This window comes from Chryseobacterium sp. RU37D (assembly GCF_900156075.1).
Taxonomy (GTDB): domain Bacteria; phylum Bacteroidota; class Bacteroidia; order Flavobacteriales; family Weeksellaceae; genus Chryseobacterium.
Window position 1 is genome coordinate 13,163 of sequence record NZ_FTMM01000015.1, and the last position, 18,144, is coordinate 31,306.

The window sequence follows — 18,144 nt, forward strand, 5'->3', positions numbered from 1 at the left end:
GGGAAAAAGTTCATAAAAAGAAATATAAACAATAATTGATGGAGTCAAAAACTCCTAAAAAATAAAAGAGGTTCTGAAAATCAAAACCTCTTAAATATTATTTACATTAATATTACAAGCCAATTACCGGCATTGATAACATTAAAATATTTTCATTTTCTTCAAGACCGTCAAGTGGTTCGATGATCCCCGGTCTGTTCGGCTGAGACATTTTCATGGTAATATCGTCTGAACCAAGAATTGTCAACATTTCTGTTAAGAATTTAGAGCTAAATCCGATGTTGATGTCTTCTCCGTTATAGTCACAAGGAATTTGCATATCTGCTTTGTTCGCGTATTCCGTATCTTCTGCGTGAAGGTGAAGAATGTTGGCTGATAATTTAAATCGTACCTGATTGGTAGATTTGTTGGACATGATGGAAGCCCTCTTGATTGCCCCTAACAAAAGATTTCTGTTAATAGTCAATACATTAGGATTTTCTTTTGGAATTACCGCGGTATAATTCGGGTATTTTCCGTCGATCAGCCTACAGATCCAGATATGCTTGCCAAAAGTAAATTTAGCCATGTTCTCATTGAATTCGATAGTAACATCTTCATTTGAGCTTGCTAAAATATTTTTGAAGATATTCAATGGTTTTTTTGGCATGATAAACTCCATTGGCTCGGCATTCATCAGGTCTGTTCTTTTATAAACAACCAATCTGTGGGAATCGGTAGAAACGAAGTTCGTTTCATTTTCTCCAAACTGGAAAAGAACTCCCGTCATAACAGGACGAAGAGAGTCATTACTCGTTGCGAAAAGTGTATTCGTCAATGCTTCAGACAAAACTCCTGCCGACATGGCAACACTTTGAGAAGCGTCAAATTCCGGCAATTCAGGATAATCATCTGCATTGTCCAGCGCTACGGCGAAGTTATCTTTTTCATCTAAAATCTCAAGCTGGCTTCCCGTGCCTTCCGCATTATCTTTCACAACAAATGTCAAAGGCTGCTCCCCATATGTCTTGATAAAATCCTGAAAAATCTTAGCAGGAACAGCAAATTTTCCTGTGTCATCAGACTTTACTTCAAGAGAAGTAACCAAAGTTGTTTCACCATCAGATGCTGTAATAGTAACTTCGTTTTTGTCTAATTCAAAAAGATAGTTTTCTAAAATCGGTCTCGACTGAGAGCTTGATATTACACCACTTACAGTTTGTAAAGCCTTCTGCAGTTCACCACTTGAAATAATAAATTTCATAGATTTAAAAATAAATTTTTACAAATATAATAAATAGAAAACAGATGGAAAAGAATAATTCTGAGAGTTATTAACATCCATCAAAAGAATTCTATAAGTTCTCTGACTTCATTTTTTTGACATTCAAAAAATATCATAAAAACCTAAAGGTAAGGATTTTCTTCAGGCAAAAAATTTATATTTGTAAATAATCTCCTTCATCATGCGAAAACTGCGCATCCATAAAAGTTTTTTAAATGCTTTCCGAGGCATTTTTCTGATAATGAAAAATGAAAGAAATTTTCAGATACATATTTTAGCTTTTTTCATCAATCTTGTTTTCATTTTTTATTTAAAGCTTTCTTCCATAGATGCCGTTTTGATTTTAATCGTATCTGTAGGAGTTTTAACGGCGGAAATCTTTAATACATCCATTGAAAAGATATGTGATATTATTCAACCTGAATTTGATAAGAGAATTGCTTTTATTAAGGATATTTCTGCCGGCGCAGTTATTTTGATGGCGGTTGCTTCTGTTGTTGTTGGGATTTTGGTTTACTGGAAATATGTTTTTGTTTGATTTTATCATTACAAACAGACTGAGGGTTTGCGAAAGTAGTTCAGAAGTGATGAAACAATCTCAAAAAATAATTTCATATAAATTTCACGGATTTGCACAGATGTTTGTCACTATCTTTCATAAAAAGTTAAGGAATGTTTTTGTAGAAATTCCTAGATAAAAAATGACTGCCATTGATGACAGTCATTTTCTTTTTATTGTTATTTGAAGTATTCCACTCCATTTTTGAAGATATTGTGGTAATTCGCGGTTGGAATGTTTTTCATTAAACCTTCTGCAAAACGTTCCGGGTGTCCCATTCTACCGAATATTTTTCCGTCTGGACTTGTGATTCCTTCAATTCCGAACAATGAATTATTTGGATTGAACGGCATTCCGTGAGCGATGTTCCCTTCTAAGTCTAAATATTGGGTAGCAATCTGTCCATTTTCATACAACTTTTGAATTTCCGCTTCCGAAGCCATAAAACGACCTTCACCGTGAGAAATCGGAATCGTGAAAACCTGATCTTTCATTCCTTTTAACCAAGGCGATTCATCATTCACAACTCTTACATTGACCATCTGAGAAATATGTCTTCTGATCGCATTATGAGCCAAAGTCGGAGAATTTTCATCTAAATCCTTGATTCTTCCGTAAGGTAACAATCCTGATTTCACTAATGCCTGGAAACCGTTACAGATCCCGATGATCATCCCATCTCTGTCTAACAATTCGTGAACTGCATTTCTCATTTTTTCGTTTTTCAAAACGTTAACAATGAATTTTGCAGAACCATCTGGTTCATCACCTGCTGAGAAACCTCCTGAAAAAGCCAAAATCTGAGAAGTTTTGATTTCTTCCACCCACGCATCAATACTTTCGTCCAATAATTGGTGATTGATATTGATTAGTGGTAAGCTGCTAATGACAGCTCCTTCTTTTGCGAAAGCGTTCAACGTATCATACTCACAGTTTGTCCCCGGGAAAACCGGTGCGAATACTTTCGGCTGAGCGATTCCGTGCTTTTTAATGATGATATTTCTTGGGTTGATTGAATTTAATTTCTCATCAATAGCAACCGTAATTTTTTCTTTTTCAACCGTTGGGAAGAGATTTTCAAATGTATTTGCATTAGCTGCTAATAATTTTTTAATCGCGAATTCAGCATCATTAATTTTAATAATATTTGAATCTTTAACTTCTCCGATCAATTGAAGATTTACAGAGCTTAATTCTTCTTTAGATTCGATGATTAAGCTACCGATATTTTTAGTTAATAAAGCAGTATCATCAACGGTAATTTCAGCACCTAATCTGTTCCCGAAGCTCATTTTTGCCAAAGCCACTGCAACTCCACCTTCTTTCACTGTTTTCACAGAAACGATTTTTCCGGCTTTGATATTTTCGAAAATGAATTCATAAACAGTTTTTAAAGCATCATAGTTCGGAAGTCCGTTTTCCTGAGCGATATGATTGAAGAAATACACTTTATTTCCTTCACCTTTAAATTCAGGAGAGATAATATTTTTCTTTTCTCCGTTGGCACAAGCGAAAGAAATCAACGTTGGCGGAACATTCAGATCCTGATACGTTCCACTCATTGAGTCTTTACCTCCGATTGCAGCCAGACCAAAATTGATTTGAGCATCATAAGCTCCTAACAAAGAAGCCAAAGGTTTACCCCATTTTTCAGGATTCTGACCTAATTTCTCAAAATATTCCTGGAAACTGAATCTGATATTTTTATAATCGCCACCCATCGCAACGATCTTTGCAACACTTTCTACCACAGCATAAGAAGATCCCAACAAAGAATTCTGCTTAGAAATTTCCGCATCGAATCCCCAACTCGCCAAAGAAACTGTTTCAATATTTTTTGCTCCGATGATTGGCAACGTCTGAACGCTTCCTTCCATCAAAGTCTGCTGATATTTTCCACCTAAAGGCATCGCAACCGTAGTCGCACCAATCGATGAATCGAACATTTCCAACAAACCTTTTTGAGAAGCAACGTTTTTATCGCTTAATATTTTCAAGAAATTCTCTTCATTGAATGATGGAGTTTCTTCTTTTACTTCATTCAGGTGAGTAATTTTAACTTCCTGACTTTTTGAACAACCGTTCGTATCTAAAAACGCTCTTGAAAGGTCAACAATCTTATCACCCTTCCAAAACATCTGCATTCTCCCTGAATCTGTCACTTTTGCAACCTCAACAGCAACAATATTTTCAGCTTCACAGAACTTAATAAACTGTTCTTTATCTTTAGGCTCAACCACAACCGCCATTCTTTCCTGAGATTCAGAAATAGCAAGTTCCGTTCCGTTCAGACCTTCATACTTCAAAGGTAAAACATCCAGATTAACTTCCAAAGAGTCAGCAATTTCACCGATTGCTACGGAAACACCTCCCGCTCCGAAATCGTTTGATTTTTTAATCAATCTCGTTACCTCTGGATTTCTGAATAATCTCTGGATTTTACGCTCCTCAACCGCATTTCCTTTCTGAACTTCAGAACTCATCGTGTGGATAGAAGTTTCGTCCTGTTCTTTTGAACTTCCGCTCGCTCCACCAACGCCATCACGACCAGTTGCACCACCTAAAATAATGATAGAATCACCAGCTTCAGGCTTTTCACGTCTTACCCAATCTACAGGAACCGCTCCGGCTACGAAACCAACTTCCATTCTCTTTGCTTTGTAGCCTTCATCGTAGATTTCAGAAACCATTGTTGTTGCTAAACCGATTTGGTTACCGTAAGAAGAATATCCGTTTGCAGCCTGTTTTGTGATTGTTTTTTGAGGTAATTTGCCTGGCAAAGTTTTATCAACCGATTCTAAAACATCTGCAGCACCCGTCAATCTCATTGCCTGGAAAACAAAAGAACGTCCAGACAAAGGATCTCTGATTGCACCCCCTAAACACGTTGAAGCTCCACCAAAAGGCTCGATTTCTGTCGGGTGATTGTGTGTTTCGTTTTTAAATAATAAATACCAAGGTTCTTTTTTACCGTCGTATTCAGCTTCGATCTGGATGGTACAAGCGTTGATCTCGTCTGAAACCACCAAATTATCTAAATTACCTGTTTTATGGAAATATCTTCCGCAAACTGTTGCCAAATCCATTAAAGAGATGGGTTTCAATTCGCGTCCTAAGAATTTTCTTTTTTCGATATAATCATTGAAAATAGTTTCCAATGTATGTTTAAACTGCCCTTCAAATTCAATATTTGAAAATTCTGTTTCAAAAGTCGTGTGACGACAGTGGTCGCTCCAATAAGTGTCTAAAACTTTAAGTTCCGTTTCCGTAGGGTTTCTTTGTTCAGATTTAAAATATTCCTGAATGAATTTCAAATCATCCAAACCTAAAGCAAAACCATGATTATTAAAGAATTCAGCCAATTGAGCATCATCGAAGCTGATAAAACCTTCGTGAACAATTACTTTTGACGGTGTTTCTTCCGCAGGAATATCTAAAATTGATAAATCTTTTTCCTGAGATTCTACTTTATTGATTAAAAGATCTTTGATTTTAACTAAATCAGATTCGGAAACTCCTTCAAACTCAATAAGCTTTCCGCTTCTTACTTTAGACTTCTCATTTCCGGTCAATAAAGCAATACACTGTTGAGCAGAATCTGCACGCTGATCGTACTGTCCCGGTAAAAATTCTAATGCGAAATGAGTTCCTTTTGCAGGATTTTCTTCGATTAAAATATCAGTAACCGGATCTACGAAAGTGCTGTTGACCACTTTTTCGAATTCATCATCGTTTAATCCAAAAATATCGTAAACATTATAAACCTTTACACTTTGGATAGACGGAACCACCGCTTTTACTTCATCAAAAATTTTTGGACTTTCCACATCGAAAATTCCTCTCTTTTCTACGAAAATTCTTTTGTTTTGAGACATTAGATGTCAGATTTTATTTAGATTTATTTTATTTATTTTTTGTCAAATTTAATTGACGTATTTTGATATAAATTATCAAAAAGTAGCAGTCCTACGGACTGCAGATTATCTTTTTTCTTTTTCTTTCTACACAGATGGCATTCCTACGAAATGCTCTTTATCACAATTCTTGCAAGCAATTCTGTCAGAAATTAACATTGCAACTAAATGTTATTTATTTTAGGTGATTCCGTAGGAATCATATCTGTGTAGAAAATTATATTGTCAAAGATGGCGCAGTCCGTAGGACTGCTATTATCTATATTTCCATAAATTATTTATTATCATAGAATTCAAACAAATATTCATTCTTAAATTCAATTTCAAAAGCAATTAGCATTTCAAGATATTCTTCTTTAAAACTTTTCTTAGAATGATGCTTTTCCTGATTCATAACATAATTTACAACTTTTTCCTTCTGACTTTTTGCATAATAAAATGCCCCGTAACCTTCCTGCCAAGAAAATTTACCCCAACATAATTTTTTATCATTAATAAAATTTGAGGATTCAATTTTAACCGTTTTAATCAATTCCGGAATTGTAATCTGCAAATTTTTATAACTGAAGAAAATATGAAGATGATCAGGATTTGCATAAATAGCCAATACTTTTTGTTTTTTATTGCTAAATATTCCACAAATGTACCGTTCAATCTCTCCTCTTACTTCAGATTTAATTTTAATATCACGCCCCTTTGTAGCAAAAACAACCTGAAGATAAATCTGTGTATATGTATTAGGCATAAATTTTATTTTCATCATTTTTACAAAGATAGCATTCCTACGGAATGCCCCATCATGACGGCCAATTTTCTACACAGATTTTATTCCTACGGAATAATTTATTTATTAAGCTTTAAATAAAATATGCAGCCCAAAAGACTGCATATAATATTATACTTTAAGATCAGCCTCTAATCCTATCAAATCTTTGTTTGCGTCAATAATCGGTTGGACTTCATTTGCGATGAATTCCTCCGTCTGAATTGGTGCAAAACCGATGAAGTTTTTAGGATCAAGAACTTCTTTTAATTTTGATTTATCTAGTTTTAATGAATCGTCATTCAGGATTCTTTCGATAAGGTCGTTTTCTTTCCCTTCTTCTTTTACCTTTTTAGACGCTTCCATTGAATGAACCCTGATTACTTCGTGGATTTCCTGACGGTCGCCACCAGCTTTTACTTCTTCCATGATGATATATTCTGTCGCCATGAAAGGAAGTTCTTCCATAATATGTTTGTTGATTCTATTTGGATATACGACAATTCCGTTCATGATGTTGTTCCAAATCAATAGAATTGCATCAACTGCTAAGAAAGCTTGAGGAATTGTTAATCTCTTGTTTGCAGAATCGTCTAATGTTCTTTCAAACCATTGTGTTGAAGCCACCATTGCAGAACTTGTAGTTAAAGACATTACATATTTTGCCAATGCTCCGATTCTTTCGCTTCTCATTGGATTACGCTTGTAAGCCATTGCAGATGAACCAATTTGGTTTTTCTCGAATGGTTCTTCAATTTCTTTTAAATTTTGAAGAAGACGTAAATCATTTGTGAATTTATGCGCAGATTGTGCAATATTTCCTAATAACGCAACAACTTTAGCATCGATTTTTCTGTCATAAGTTTGTCCGGAAACTCCGAAAACTTTTTCGAAACCGAATCTTTTTGACAATTCTTTATCTAAATGTTTTACTTTAGAATAATCTCCGTTGAAAAGTTCAAGGAAACTTGCAGCAGTTCCTGTCGTACCTTTTACTCCTCTAAATCTCAATGTTTCTAAAAAGAAATCAAGCTCCTCGATATCAAGAACTAAACTTTGTAACCAAAGTGTTGCTCTTTTTCCAACAGTTGTTAACTGAGCCGGTTGGAAATGTGTAAATCCTAAAGTCGGTAAATCTTTATACTGAATAGCAAAATCAGATAAATTTTTCATTACGTTCACCAACTTTTTCTTTAAAATTAAAAGTCCGTCACGGATTTGAATTAAATCTGTATTATCTCCTACAAACGCTGAAGTTGCTCCCAAATGAATAATTCCTTTTGCGGAAGGTGCTACATCACCATAAGCGTGAACGTGAGCCATCACATCGTGTCTGAATTTTTTCTCGTATTGAGCAGCTTTTTCATAATCAATGTTTTCGGCATTAGCCTTCAATTCAGCGATCTGCTCGTCTGTAATTTCAAGACCAAGGTCTTTTTCGATTTCAGCAAGAGCTATCCAAAGCTTTCTCCAGGTACGGAATTTATTGTTATGAGAGAAGTTAAATAACATTTCTTCACTGGAGTAGCGCTCTTCCAATGGATTTTTGTAGGAATTCATTCTTTTCTTTTACTTTTTGATATGTAAAAGTACGCTTTTTTGGCGAGAGATAAAAATGCTTTTTAAACACAAATTGCACTAATTTTTCACCAATTTCCATTATTCTGGAAGCTCGTAAATTTTATAGTTTTTGCTGTCCTTGAAATAATTACTGCCACCCTAGCCCCGATAGAAACGGCATCCTTTTTTGTTGCGGCCGCAGCAAAGCGGAGGCCGTAACAAAAAAGATATAGTGGATAGCGGGAAAAGCTCCCTTTTAAAAATGAATAATGAGTAATGGGTAATAAAAAAGCCACTCTTTCGAATGGCTTTAAATGTATCATTTATTTATTGGTAAATCACTACATTATCTTTTTTAATCTGATAGCTTTTCTTGTAAGGAACCAAAACGTAGCTGTTTTTAATATGGCTGCCACTTTTCCAGCTTTTTGATTTTCCCTGTCTTTCCAGAATGATGCTTTTTGCACTTCCATCAGGAATAAAAACTTCTGCTTTCGACATGTTTTTATTAAAAATTACAGCAGTTCCTGTTGTATAGCCTTTTTCTGATTTTACTTCATTCAACTGGATCTTTTGTTCAAAAACCCTAACACAATCGTTTTTAATCTGAGAATATGTATATCCTGCTGATCCTTTACAGCCGTGGGCATCTTTATCTCCACCTAACACGGGTGTTTTTTGTGCAAAAGCTAAAGAACCGAAAATCATAGCGCTGAATAAAATTGTTTTTTTCATTTTGTATTTAATTTATAGCTACCACAATATTAATAAAAATTATGCCAAAGTAGGGATATATTAATCAAATAAAATTTAAAAACCACCTGATTTAGGTGGTTTAAAAGTGACTTATTCTGTCTAGTTTATTTTGTCCAGTTTATTTTGGTGTGTTTTACGTCTTCTGAATTGGTACCAATCATAATATCAAATTCTCCCGGCTCCCAATCGTATTTCAGTTCTCCATTGTAGAATTTAAGGTTTTCAGGAGTGATATTGAAGGTAACTTTTTTGGATTCTCCTTTTTTCAGTATTATCTTCTGAAATCCTTTCAATTCTTTTACAGGTCTTGTGATGCTCCCCACCATATCCCTGATATATAACTGAACAACCTCAGCACCATCATAGTTACCTGAATTCGTTACTGTTACCGAAGCCTGGATAGTTTGATTTCCTTTAGGATTTGCATCCGAAACCGTAATATCAGAATAATTGAATTTTGTATAGCTTAAACCATAACCAAACGGATACAATGGTGTATTACATTCATCCATATAGTTGGAACGGAATCTCTGGTATTCACATTTATCCACTAAAGCTTGATCTAAAGGGCGTCCCGTATTTTTAGCATTATAATAAATCGGAACCTGGCCTAAACTTCTTGGGAAGGTCATTGGCAGCTTTCCTGAAGGATTTACTTTCCCGAAAAGTACATCAGCGATGGCATTTCCAGCCTCTGAACCTGCAAACCAGGCATTAAGAATGGCATCAGGAGTGTCTTTCACATTAGTTAAAGCTAACGGACGGCCTGTGAAAAGAACCATTGCAATTGGTTTTCCGGTCTTTTTTAATTCATTTAATAAATCAACCTGAGACTGTGGAATCGTAATTTCAGTTCTTGAAGAAGATTCACCGCTCATTTCCGCAGATTCTCCGATAGCTAAAACGATAACGTCTGCTTTATTAGCCACATCAACAGCTTCTTTTAACAAAGCTTCTTTGGAACGGTTGTCTCTGTCTGTTTTTTTACCATGAGCAGCATAAATATCTTCCAATTTTGCATCGTAATCAATATTGGCTCCTTTAGCTGAAATGAATTTCACGTCTTTTCCGTAGTTAGCCTGAAGACCCTGCATCAGATTTACCGCTTTGTCATGTTGTGCAGCAACACTCCATGTTCCGGCCATATTCAAAGAATTGTTTACCAACGGGCCAATTACTGCTACTGTCCCTGATTTTTTCAAAGGCAATACCTGGTTTTCATTTTTCATCAAAACCATTGACTGAGCTGCGGCGCTTCTTGCAATATTTCTGTTTTCCATATTGTAGACTTCCCTGGCGGCTAATTTTGCATCACCATATCGGTAAGGATCGTCAAATAATCCTAAATCGTATTTCGCTTCCAGAATCCTTCTGGCTGCCATATCTATCTCAGCCTGAGTGATTTTTCCTTCGTCAAGGGATTTTTTAAGAGTGGTTAAAAATCCTTCTCCTACCATATCCATATCAATTCCGGCTTTTAAAGCTAAGGCTGAAACCTGCTGCAGATCACCCATTCCGTGATCTGTCATTTCGTTGATTCCGGTATAGTCGGTTACCACGAATCCTTTAAAGTTCCATTTATTTCTTAAAACTTCGGTCTGAAGCCATCTGTTTCCAGTAGCAGGAACTCCGTCCACTTCATTAAAAGAGGCCATTACAGAAGCTACTCCTGCATCTACTGCTGCTTTGTAAGGTGGGAAATATTCATTGAACATTCTTACGTGGCTCATATCAACCGTATTGTAATCTCGTCCCGCTTCTCCGGCTCCATACAAAGCAAAATGTTTTACGCAAGCTAAAATTGTATTGCTTAAAGAAAGGTCTTTTCCCTGATATCCGTAGACCATATTTTTGGAAACTTCACTTCCTAAATATGGGTCTTCGCCGGAACCTTCAGAAACCCTTCCCCATCTTGGCTCACGGGAGATGTCTACCATTGGCGAGAATGTCCAGTTGATCCCATCAGAAGAGGCTTCTTTTGCCGCTACTCTCGCTGACTGCTGAACAAGATTCATATCCCATGAAGCTGCTAAGCCTAAGGGAATGGGGAAAGTGGTTTCGTATCCGTGTATAACATCCATCCCAAAAATCAAGGGGATTTTCAGACGGCTTTTCTCTACTGCTACTTTCTGAACTGCTCTGATTTTATCAGCTCCTTTTATATTGAAAAGTCCGCCAACCAATCCTTTTTCGATTTTTTTGCCGATATCTGAACTTTGTGCCAATCCGGTTGTAAAGTCTCCTGAACTCGGTAAATTCAGCTGTCCGATTTTTTCATCCAATGTCATTTTCGATAAAAGATTATCTACAAAAGCTTTCTTTTTGGATTGATACTGAGCCGTCTGATAAGACTGAACGGGCTTTGTTACCATTTCCTGAGCCGAAAACACAGGAGAAAGCGCTAAAGTCGCGATTACAATTAACTTTCTCATAAATCTATCTTCTTTATTATTTCTATTTTTTTGTTTTTTAAATAATTTATTTTAACGCAAAGCTCGCAAAGATTTTTTTTAAATTATCCTGCATATTTTTCGATCGCAAGGGCGTTTCACTCAGCAATTGATAACAACTTTCTATAAAATTACTAATATTATTTATTTTTTTCTCTGAGAAAGCATCCATTCATATAATTTTGGATTTGAATAGGTGGAATCCCAAGAATTGTGATTGTCATCCGGAAAAATCGTCAACGTTACTGTCGGGTTAATTTTTTTCACCGCCTGGTACATGTTGATTGAATTTACTGGCGAAACGATATCGTCATTTCCACCATGAAAAATTTTAATGGGCAGATTTTTATACCGTTCAACATTTGCTTCCATGACTCTGTCTGCAGGTGCGCAAACTGCTGCTACAGCCGCAAACATTTCAGGATGCTCCATCGCTAGCTTCCAGGTGCCCCAACCTCCCATGGAAAGGCCGGTAAGATAGATCCTTGAGGAATCAATCTTATATTTCTTCTGGATTTCTTTAATCAAATTATAAATGGTAACCGTATCCCACCATGTATTTTCAGGGCATTGGGGCGCTAAAATAGCAACAGGTTCTTTGATCAGATTTTTATACGTGAACGGACTGTGCGCTTTTACCATCTCCAGATTATTTCCCCTTTCTCCGGAACCATGCAGAAATACAATCAAAGGAATGCTTCCTTTTGCTTTCTGAGGATAATCAATAATATAGGAAATTTTTTCCTGCCTTTTAAATTCTTTGTTTAATTCTGCTTTGATCTCCTGAGCGTTTAAACTCATTGATAATTGCAGAAGGAATAGGGGTAAATGGTTTAATTTTAATTTCACTATCAAAATTTTATAAGTTTTGGTTAAAGCCAAATTGACCAATCTTTTCCAAGCGGGCTAAAACCCGTTTCTATTGATGGAAAAGGACTGCCACCAATGGTGGCTGAGGCTCCCGAAGCCACTAATCCTGCTACCCTAGCCCCGATTGAGCGGCCTGTTTGAGCTCTTTTCATTTTTCGAGGTTGCGGCGGCTCCGCCGCCGCAACCTCGAAAAATGAAAAAGCGAGTAGCGAAAGCGGGAAATAGCTTTTAAGAAATTATTTAATGTTATATTTTTCTGATTTAAAACTTAATTTCTTTAATCCCTGCTGAATTTCCGGAGCATTCATGAATAATTTCCATAAAAATCCTGTCCTGTAATTTTCAATCATCGGAGCAATAGTCCCCTGGTCAATTGCCAGATATCTTGGTGTTGTCCAATTATTATAATGAATTGAAGTGGCATCATAAGGTCCTGCAGATCCGATAAATTCTGGCTTTTGGGTATAGATAAACCTCAGAAAATCCATAGATTCTTTGGGTGAATACGGAAAGCTGCTCAGTGCGGCTGTAGGAGTGATTACACCGTGGTCGTTTTGTGGAAAATGCGCATTGTAGCCTACTCCGCCGTTTTCATTTCTGGAATAACTTGCCGTCAAGCCCCAATAATTCGGGCCGTAACCTTTCCATTGCTTTGGATTTTCAACGCAGTATCTGTAGTCGATGAGGACTTGATTTTTATTTAAATCAAAATAATTTTTAATAAGCTTATCCGACAGATTAATAGGATCCAGCCCGATATACGAATAATGTGCCCAGAAAAGCGGTCCGCCGTATTCTTGTGCTCCATTGTGCTTTACGTACATGGGAAGCCCGTATTTTTCTTTGTCTGTAAGATAAGTTCCGTTTCTTGTCCAGCCTTTGTAATATGTTTCGGCATCGATAGGATATGTTGGTGAGGAAGCGGCTAGAATATAGGTTATCAAGCATTCATTATAGCCTTCCAAAGGAAAATTCATTTCCCATTGATATTCTGGCGACCAGTGCCAGTATAAAACTTTCTGGCCGCCTTTGGTGTACCAGTTCCATTGAATTCCTTTCCAAAGTTCATCACATTTTTGCGCTAATGCTTTTTCTTCTGCATTTCCGTTTTTGAAATATTCACGTACCATTAAAATCCCGGAAGTAAGAAATGCTGTTTCTACAAGATCTCCTCCGTTATCTTTTTTCCCAAAAGGAACGGTTTTTCCTGTTTCACCATTAATCCAATGTGACCAGGCTCCTTTGTGGCGATCGGCCCTTGCGAGAAAATCCATCATGGTGGTCAATCGTTCCACCGCATCTTTTCTGGGAATGAAACCTCTTTTGATGCCTACTAAAATTGTTGCCAGTCCGAAACCTGAACCCCCAGTTGTGATTACATGCTTATCATTATCGGGATAAATATTGTCTTCATGGTAGCGTTCTCTGCCCAACATAGAATTTGGCTCTGCATAATCCCAAAAGTATTTCAAAGCATCTTTCTGAACCCTGTCCATAAGCTGTTCATCAGTAATATCACTTTTTACCTTCTGACTTTGAGCATTTGAGGGTTTTTGTGTCTGTAATTTCTTGCAGGATGCCGTGAATATTGATACGGCTGTCATTGCTAGTACAATCCTTTTCATAATGTTTCAATTTAAAATTCATCCCTAAAAGAAGAGGAGAACTTTCATTCTCCTCTAAAGTTTATTGATTAATTTTTTTAGTAGCCTGGATTTTGCGTTAAAATACCATTACTTTGATTTATTGAATTTAAAGGAATTGGGAACACCTCATTTTTACCTGGAGTAAATCCATAAGGTGCTAAAACAGTCGCCGCCTGTCCTGTTCTTACAAGATCTACAAAACGGTCTCCTTCTAAAGCCAATTCCACTCTACGTTCGCGCCAGATAGCATTTCTTAATGCTCCCTGAGTAGAAGCTGTGGTATTTGGTAGCTGTGCTCTTGTTCTTACCTTATTAAGATTAGTAACAGCTGCTGCGGTATTTCCTAATTCGTTTGCCGCTTCAGCATTGATCAAAAGAATTTCTGCAAATCTTAGAATTCTTATATTTTGTATAGAACCATATCCACAAGCATTATTATTTAAGGATGTCGGAACATAGACTTTCTGATTCCACATATCACCTGCCTGAGGATCTCCTTTGTGGATCAAATCTCCTTCTGGTGTTGTTTCTCCTTCCCTAAGAATAGTAAGTTCTTTACGAATATCTCCTGTTTCAAAAGCAGCTTCCAGGGCTGTTGTCGGTGTAAAGAACCCCCAACCAAACTGATTTCTAACTCCCTGAACCTCGGCATATTGACTTCCTCCAAATTGGGAAGAACACTGGCAATTAACTTCGATAACGGATTCTGATCCAAATTCACCAGCAGGCCTAAACAAATGATTGAAATCCGGATCTAATGAATACCCCATTGCAATGACTTGGTTTGAAGTATCATATGCTTTTTGCCAATCTTTTTTATAAAGGTAAACTTTAGATAATAATCCTAAAGCACCACCTTTCGTGACTCTTCCTAAATTAGCAGCATCATAAGTTTGCGGTAAAACTGCCGCTGCTGCAGTAAGATCTGAGATAATGAAATTATAAACTTCTTCTACAGAACTTCTTGGAATGTTGTAGTTCTGCTGTACTCCATCAAAGATAGGAACTCCGCCATAAATCCTTACCAAATTGAAATAGAAATATGCTCTAAGCATTTTCGCTTCAGCAACAAGGCGGTTTTTAAGAGTTGTATCCATATTAATGTTTGGCACATTAGTAATCACTTGATTACATCTGTTTACAAATTGCCATTGCCCTATCCAATATCCTTCTACTCCGGAATCGCTTGCCGTATAGGTAAACTGATCGTAGGCATTTATAAATGAGGCATCTCCCGGATTTGATCCTTTTTCCACATCATCCGCAGGAACTCCAAAAACATATTGAGCAGGAAATGCAGAATTCTCCCAGCTTCTAAGTGCAACATAAATTGCGTTAGTAGCCTGCATTGCATCCTCCTGGGTTTTGAAAAATGAAGTAGCATCTGTAGCTCCATCTATTGCAGTATCTAAATAATCGTCTTTACAGCCAACTATTAATGAAAAGAAAATGACTGATAAAAATATTTTTTTCATGATTTCTAATTAAAAAGTTATGTTTGTACCAAACGTGTAGATTGCTGACAACGGATATATATTGTTGTCTATACCCATCTGAACCCTGTCGGTATTATTGATTTCAGGTGAAAATCCATGATATTTAAAGCTAGTCCACGGGTTTTGTGCGCTTACATAAAGTCTCACCCTACTAAAGTTTGGAAGTTTTGCAAAGCCTTTTGGCAAAGTGTATCCTACTTGAATATTTCTAATCCTAAAATAACTGCCATTTTCCACATAAAAACTGTTTGGTAAGATAACAGATTGGTTATTAGTAACCATAGGATAAGAATTGGATGTACCCTCACCATGCCATCTGTTGTTATAGAAATCTAAATCCCAGCTTTCGTTACCGAATCTCTGCTCACGATTGTAATTGTATATTTTATTTCCGAATACGCCTTGGAAGTCTATTGCAAAATCAAAATTAGATACATTCATATTGAAACCAAAGCCATAAGTACCTTTTGGAACAGGGCTACCCAAGAATGTTTTATCTCTCTCGTCTATGATTCCGTTTCCATCCTGATCTACAAATTTAAACCATCCTGCTTTTGCTCCAGTCTGACCAGAGCTTGCCGCTTCTGCGTTTGTTTGGAATATTCCGGCAACTTCATATCCGTAATAAGACCCCACTGGCTGTCCGGTCTGAAGTCTTACAATTTGATTTCCAAATAAACTTGCTCCAGCATTTAAATAAGAATTTCCGTAAACTGATGTAATTTCATTTTTTAATGAAGTAAAGTTTCCATAAAATCCTATTTTAACTTTTTCAGATAATTTTGTATCATAGTTTACAGAAAACTCCAAGCCTTTGTTATTGAAAGAAAATGCATTTGTATAATAATTATTCCAGTTACTTGCTCCTGAAACAGTTCCTTGTACAATTCCATAAACTACGTCTTTTGTATCTTTATCAAAATAGGTAGCTTCTAACTTCAACTTATTGTTAAGAAATGCCATTTCTACTCCAAAATCTTTCCCTGTGGTAATTTCCCACCCAATTGTAGGATCAATGAGTAAATCTATCGTTTGTGCCGGATATCCTGTATTACCATAATAAGCTCCAGAAGTTAATAAAGTGGTAAGAAAATCATACGACCTTCTTACATTTGGGTTACCGGTTCTACCCCAGCTCCCTCTTAATTTTAAAAGGTTGAAAATATTTTGATTGCTCATAAACCCCTCTTTTGATACTACCCAACCTGCGCTTACAGAAGGAAATATTTCCACTCTGTCATCAGATGAAAAATTGGAAGATGCATCTCTACGAATAGAAGCATTTACCAAATATTTTCCTGCATAATCATAATTAAGCCTTCCAAAGAAAGACTCTATCCTGTTTTTGTATGGCGTAACATCAGAACTTGGCCTATATTCATATCCAAAAATATCCGTTCCATTGGCAATTTGAAGAGACTCGTTTGTGCCATCATAATTTACATTAGTAGCATTCCAATAAGACTGGGTATAATAGTTCTGGGTTCTGGAAAAACCTACCAGTATATCAAAGTTATGATTTCCGAATTTTTTCTTCCAATCTAATGTATTATCCCAAACGTAGTCTCTGTTTCGGGAATCTCTGGTAATTAAAGACGATTTTCCAGGTGTAGGAACATAGCTCATTACCGGAGTATATTCATATTTGCTGGAATTTAGATTATCATTGGTCAGACTCACTCTTAGAGTAAAATCTTTTAAAAACTTCACTTCCGCCCAAACGTTATTCAATAATCTTTCCTGTCTGTTTTGAGATCTGAACAGGTCTAGTTGTGCTCTTGGATTGTTCACTGTAACTAAAGTAAAATATTGATAGTTACCTGTCGACGGATTTATAGGAGAATATACCGGCGGCGCATTATAAGCATTTAGAAGCGGATTGTTTGATATATTAGTAAGCATTTTGGAGAACGTGAAATTATCTCCAATTGTAATATTGTCAGTAATTTTGTAACTTAAGTTTGCTTTTCCGGTAAACCTTTTAAAATCACTTCCTGAATTAATCCCTCTGTTAGCATCTAAATTACCTTCATCCTGTAAATAACCCACGCTTCCGTAGTATGAAAGTTTTCCGATGGCTCCGGAAGCTGAAAAATCATTTGAGTTAATTGTGCTTGGTCTTAAAACTTCTTTAAACCAATCTGTATTTCCAGGATATTGTGCCCTTGTGATGGATCCTGCGCTTGATCCATTATCATTTATAAGCTTTTCATTATATAGTTCAATGTATTGATCTCCGTTTACGAGTTTTGGAACATTGGTAACGGTCTTTATTCCCAGATAAGAATTTACATTAAATGTAGGTTTTTTTCCTCTACCTGTTTTCGTTTTAATAATTACTGCACCATTCCCAGCTTGAGCTCCAAAAATTGCTAAACTGGAAGGATCTTTTAATATACTCATTGATTCTATATCCTGAGGGTTCAGGTAAGAGATATCTGTAGTGATTGAACCGTCTACAATATAAACAGTATTTCCTGTAAGGGAGCCGATACCACGGATATCAACCCTTGGAGAACCGCCCGGAGTTGCAGAGTTAAAAATCTGAACACCAGATGCTTTTCCTTGGATTGAGCTTACAGGATTCGCATTAGGCTTATCGGCAAGGTCTTTTGCAGAAATTACCCCAATACTTCCGGTAACATTTTCTTTCTTCTGCGATCCATATCCGATCATTACCACCTCTTCGATCTTCTGTTCCTTAGTTACAGTGTCTTTGGGCGTAGTCTGCGCATTGACATTCATACCAAAGTATAGAACAGCAACGAGACATGAATACTTTAAATCACTTTGTTTCATATAGTTTAATTTTATTCGTACAATTAATCTTAAAATAGGATAATTACCCTTGAGTATGTCCTTTAAC

General features: G+C 36.4%; 13 protein-coding genes. 1 reads left to right on the forward strand and 12 read right to left on the reverse strand.

What is annotated here, in order from left to right:
* Positions 1 to 112: 112 nt before the first annotated feature.
* Positions 113 to 1,243, reverse strand: a complete 1,131-nt coding sequence (gene dnaN, locus BW926_RS08780; protein WP_076446282.1) for a DNA polymerase III subunit beta — start codon at positions 1,241 to 1,243, stop codon at positions 113 to 115.
* Between the two features lie 202 nt (positions 1,244 to 1,445).
* Here dnaN and BW926_RS08785 point away from each other — a divergent pair, with 202 nt between their 5' ends.
* Positions 1,446 to 1,802, forward strand: a complete 357-nt coding sequence (locus tag BW926_RS08785) for a diacylglycerol kinase family protein (RefSeq protein WP_076446284.1) — start codon at positions 1,446 to 1,448, stop codon at positions 1,800 to 1,802.
* Between the two features lie 200 nt (positions 1,803 to 2,002).
* On the opposite strand, the gene BW926_RS08790 is transcribed toward BW926_RS08785, so the two are convergent.
* From BW926_RS08790 to BW926_RS08835, 11 genes are all read right to left on the reverse strand, one after another.
* Positions 2,003 to 5,698: a phosphoribosylformylglycinamidine synthase gene (locus tag BW926_RS08790; RefSeq protein ID WP_076446286.1), complete on the reverse strand. Its 3,696-nt coding sequence runs from the start codon at positions 5,696 to 5,698 to the stop codon at positions 2,003 to 2,005.
* A 313-nt stretch (positions 5,699 to 6,011) separates the two neighbouring features.
* Positions 6,012 to 6,482, reverse strand: coding sequence for a transposase (locus tag BW926_RS08795; protein ID WP_076446396.1), 471 nt, complete (start codon positions 6,480 to 6,482; stop codon positions 6,012 to 6,014).
* Positions 6,483 to 6,632: 150 nt separating this feature from the next.
* Positions 6,633 to 8,060, reverse strand: coding sequence for an adenylosuccinate lyase (gene purB / locus BW926_RS08800; RefSeq protein ID WP_076446288.1), 1,428 nt, complete (start codon positions 8,058 to 8,060; stop codon positions 6,633 to 6,635).
* An 86-nt stretch (positions 8,061 to 8,146) separates the two neighbouring features.
* Positions 8,147 to 8,383: a hypothetical protein gene (locus tag BW926_RS08805; protein WP_076446290.1), complete on the reverse strand. Its 237-nt coding sequence runs from the start codon at positions 8,381 to 8,383 to the stop codon at positions 8,147 to 8,149.
* Between the two features lie 4 nt (positions 8,384 to 8,387).
* Positions 8,388 to 8,795 carry a hypothetical protein gene (locus BW926_RS08810; protein ID WP_076446292.1) on the reverse strand — a complete coding sequence of 136 codons (408 nt, stop codon included), beginning with the start codon at positions 8,793 to 8,795 and terminating at the stop codon, positions 8,388 to 8,390.
* A gap of 125 nt (positions 8,796 to 8,920) precedes the next feature.
* A complete protein-coding gene (bglX, locus tag BW926_RS08815; RefSeq protein WP_076446297.1) occupies positions 8,921 to 11,248 on the reverse strand; it encodes a beta-glucosidase BglX in 2,328 nt (775 codons plus the stop codon).
* Between the two features lie 162 nt (positions 11,249 to 11,410).
* Entirely contained in the window at positions 11,411 to 12,115 is a 705-nt protein-coding gene (locus BW926_RS08820) for a carboxylesterase family protein (RefSeq protein ID WP_083672291.1), read from the reverse strand.
* Between the two features lie 23 nt (positions 12,116 to 12,138).
* Positions 12,139 to 12,288 carry a hypothetical protein gene (locus BW926_RS14380; protein ID WP_179077995.1) on the reverse strand — a complete coding sequence of 50 codons (150 nt, stop codon included), beginning with the start codon at positions 12,286 to 12,288 and terminating at the stop codon, positions 12,139 to 12,141.
* A gap of 84 nt (positions 12,289 to 12,372) precedes the next feature.
* The gene (locus BW926_RS08825; RefSeq protein ID WP_076446301.1) at positions 12,373 to 13,761 is read right to left on the reverse strand and encodes a glucoamylase family protein; all 1,389 of its coding nucleotides are present in this window, start codon (positions 13,759 to 13,761) and stop codon (positions 12,373 to 12,375) included.
* Between the two features lie 77 nt (positions 13,762 to 13,838).
* Positions 13,839 to 15,257 (reverse strand): RagB/SusD family nutrient uptake outer membrane protein, encoded by a 1,419-nt coding sequence (locus BW926_RS08830; protein WP_076446303.1) that lies wholly within the window; start codon positions 15,255 to 15,257, stop codon positions 13,839 to 13,841.
* Positions 15,258 to 15,266: 9 nt separating this feature from the next.
* Complete coding sequence (locus BW926_RS08835; protein WP_083672290.1) at positions 15,267 to 18,077, reverse strand: SusC/RagA family TonB-linked outer membrane protein; 2,811 nt, start codon at positions 18,075 to 18,077, stop codon at positions 15,267 to 15,269.
* Between the last annotated feature and the right edge of the window lie 67 nt (positions 18,078 to 18,144).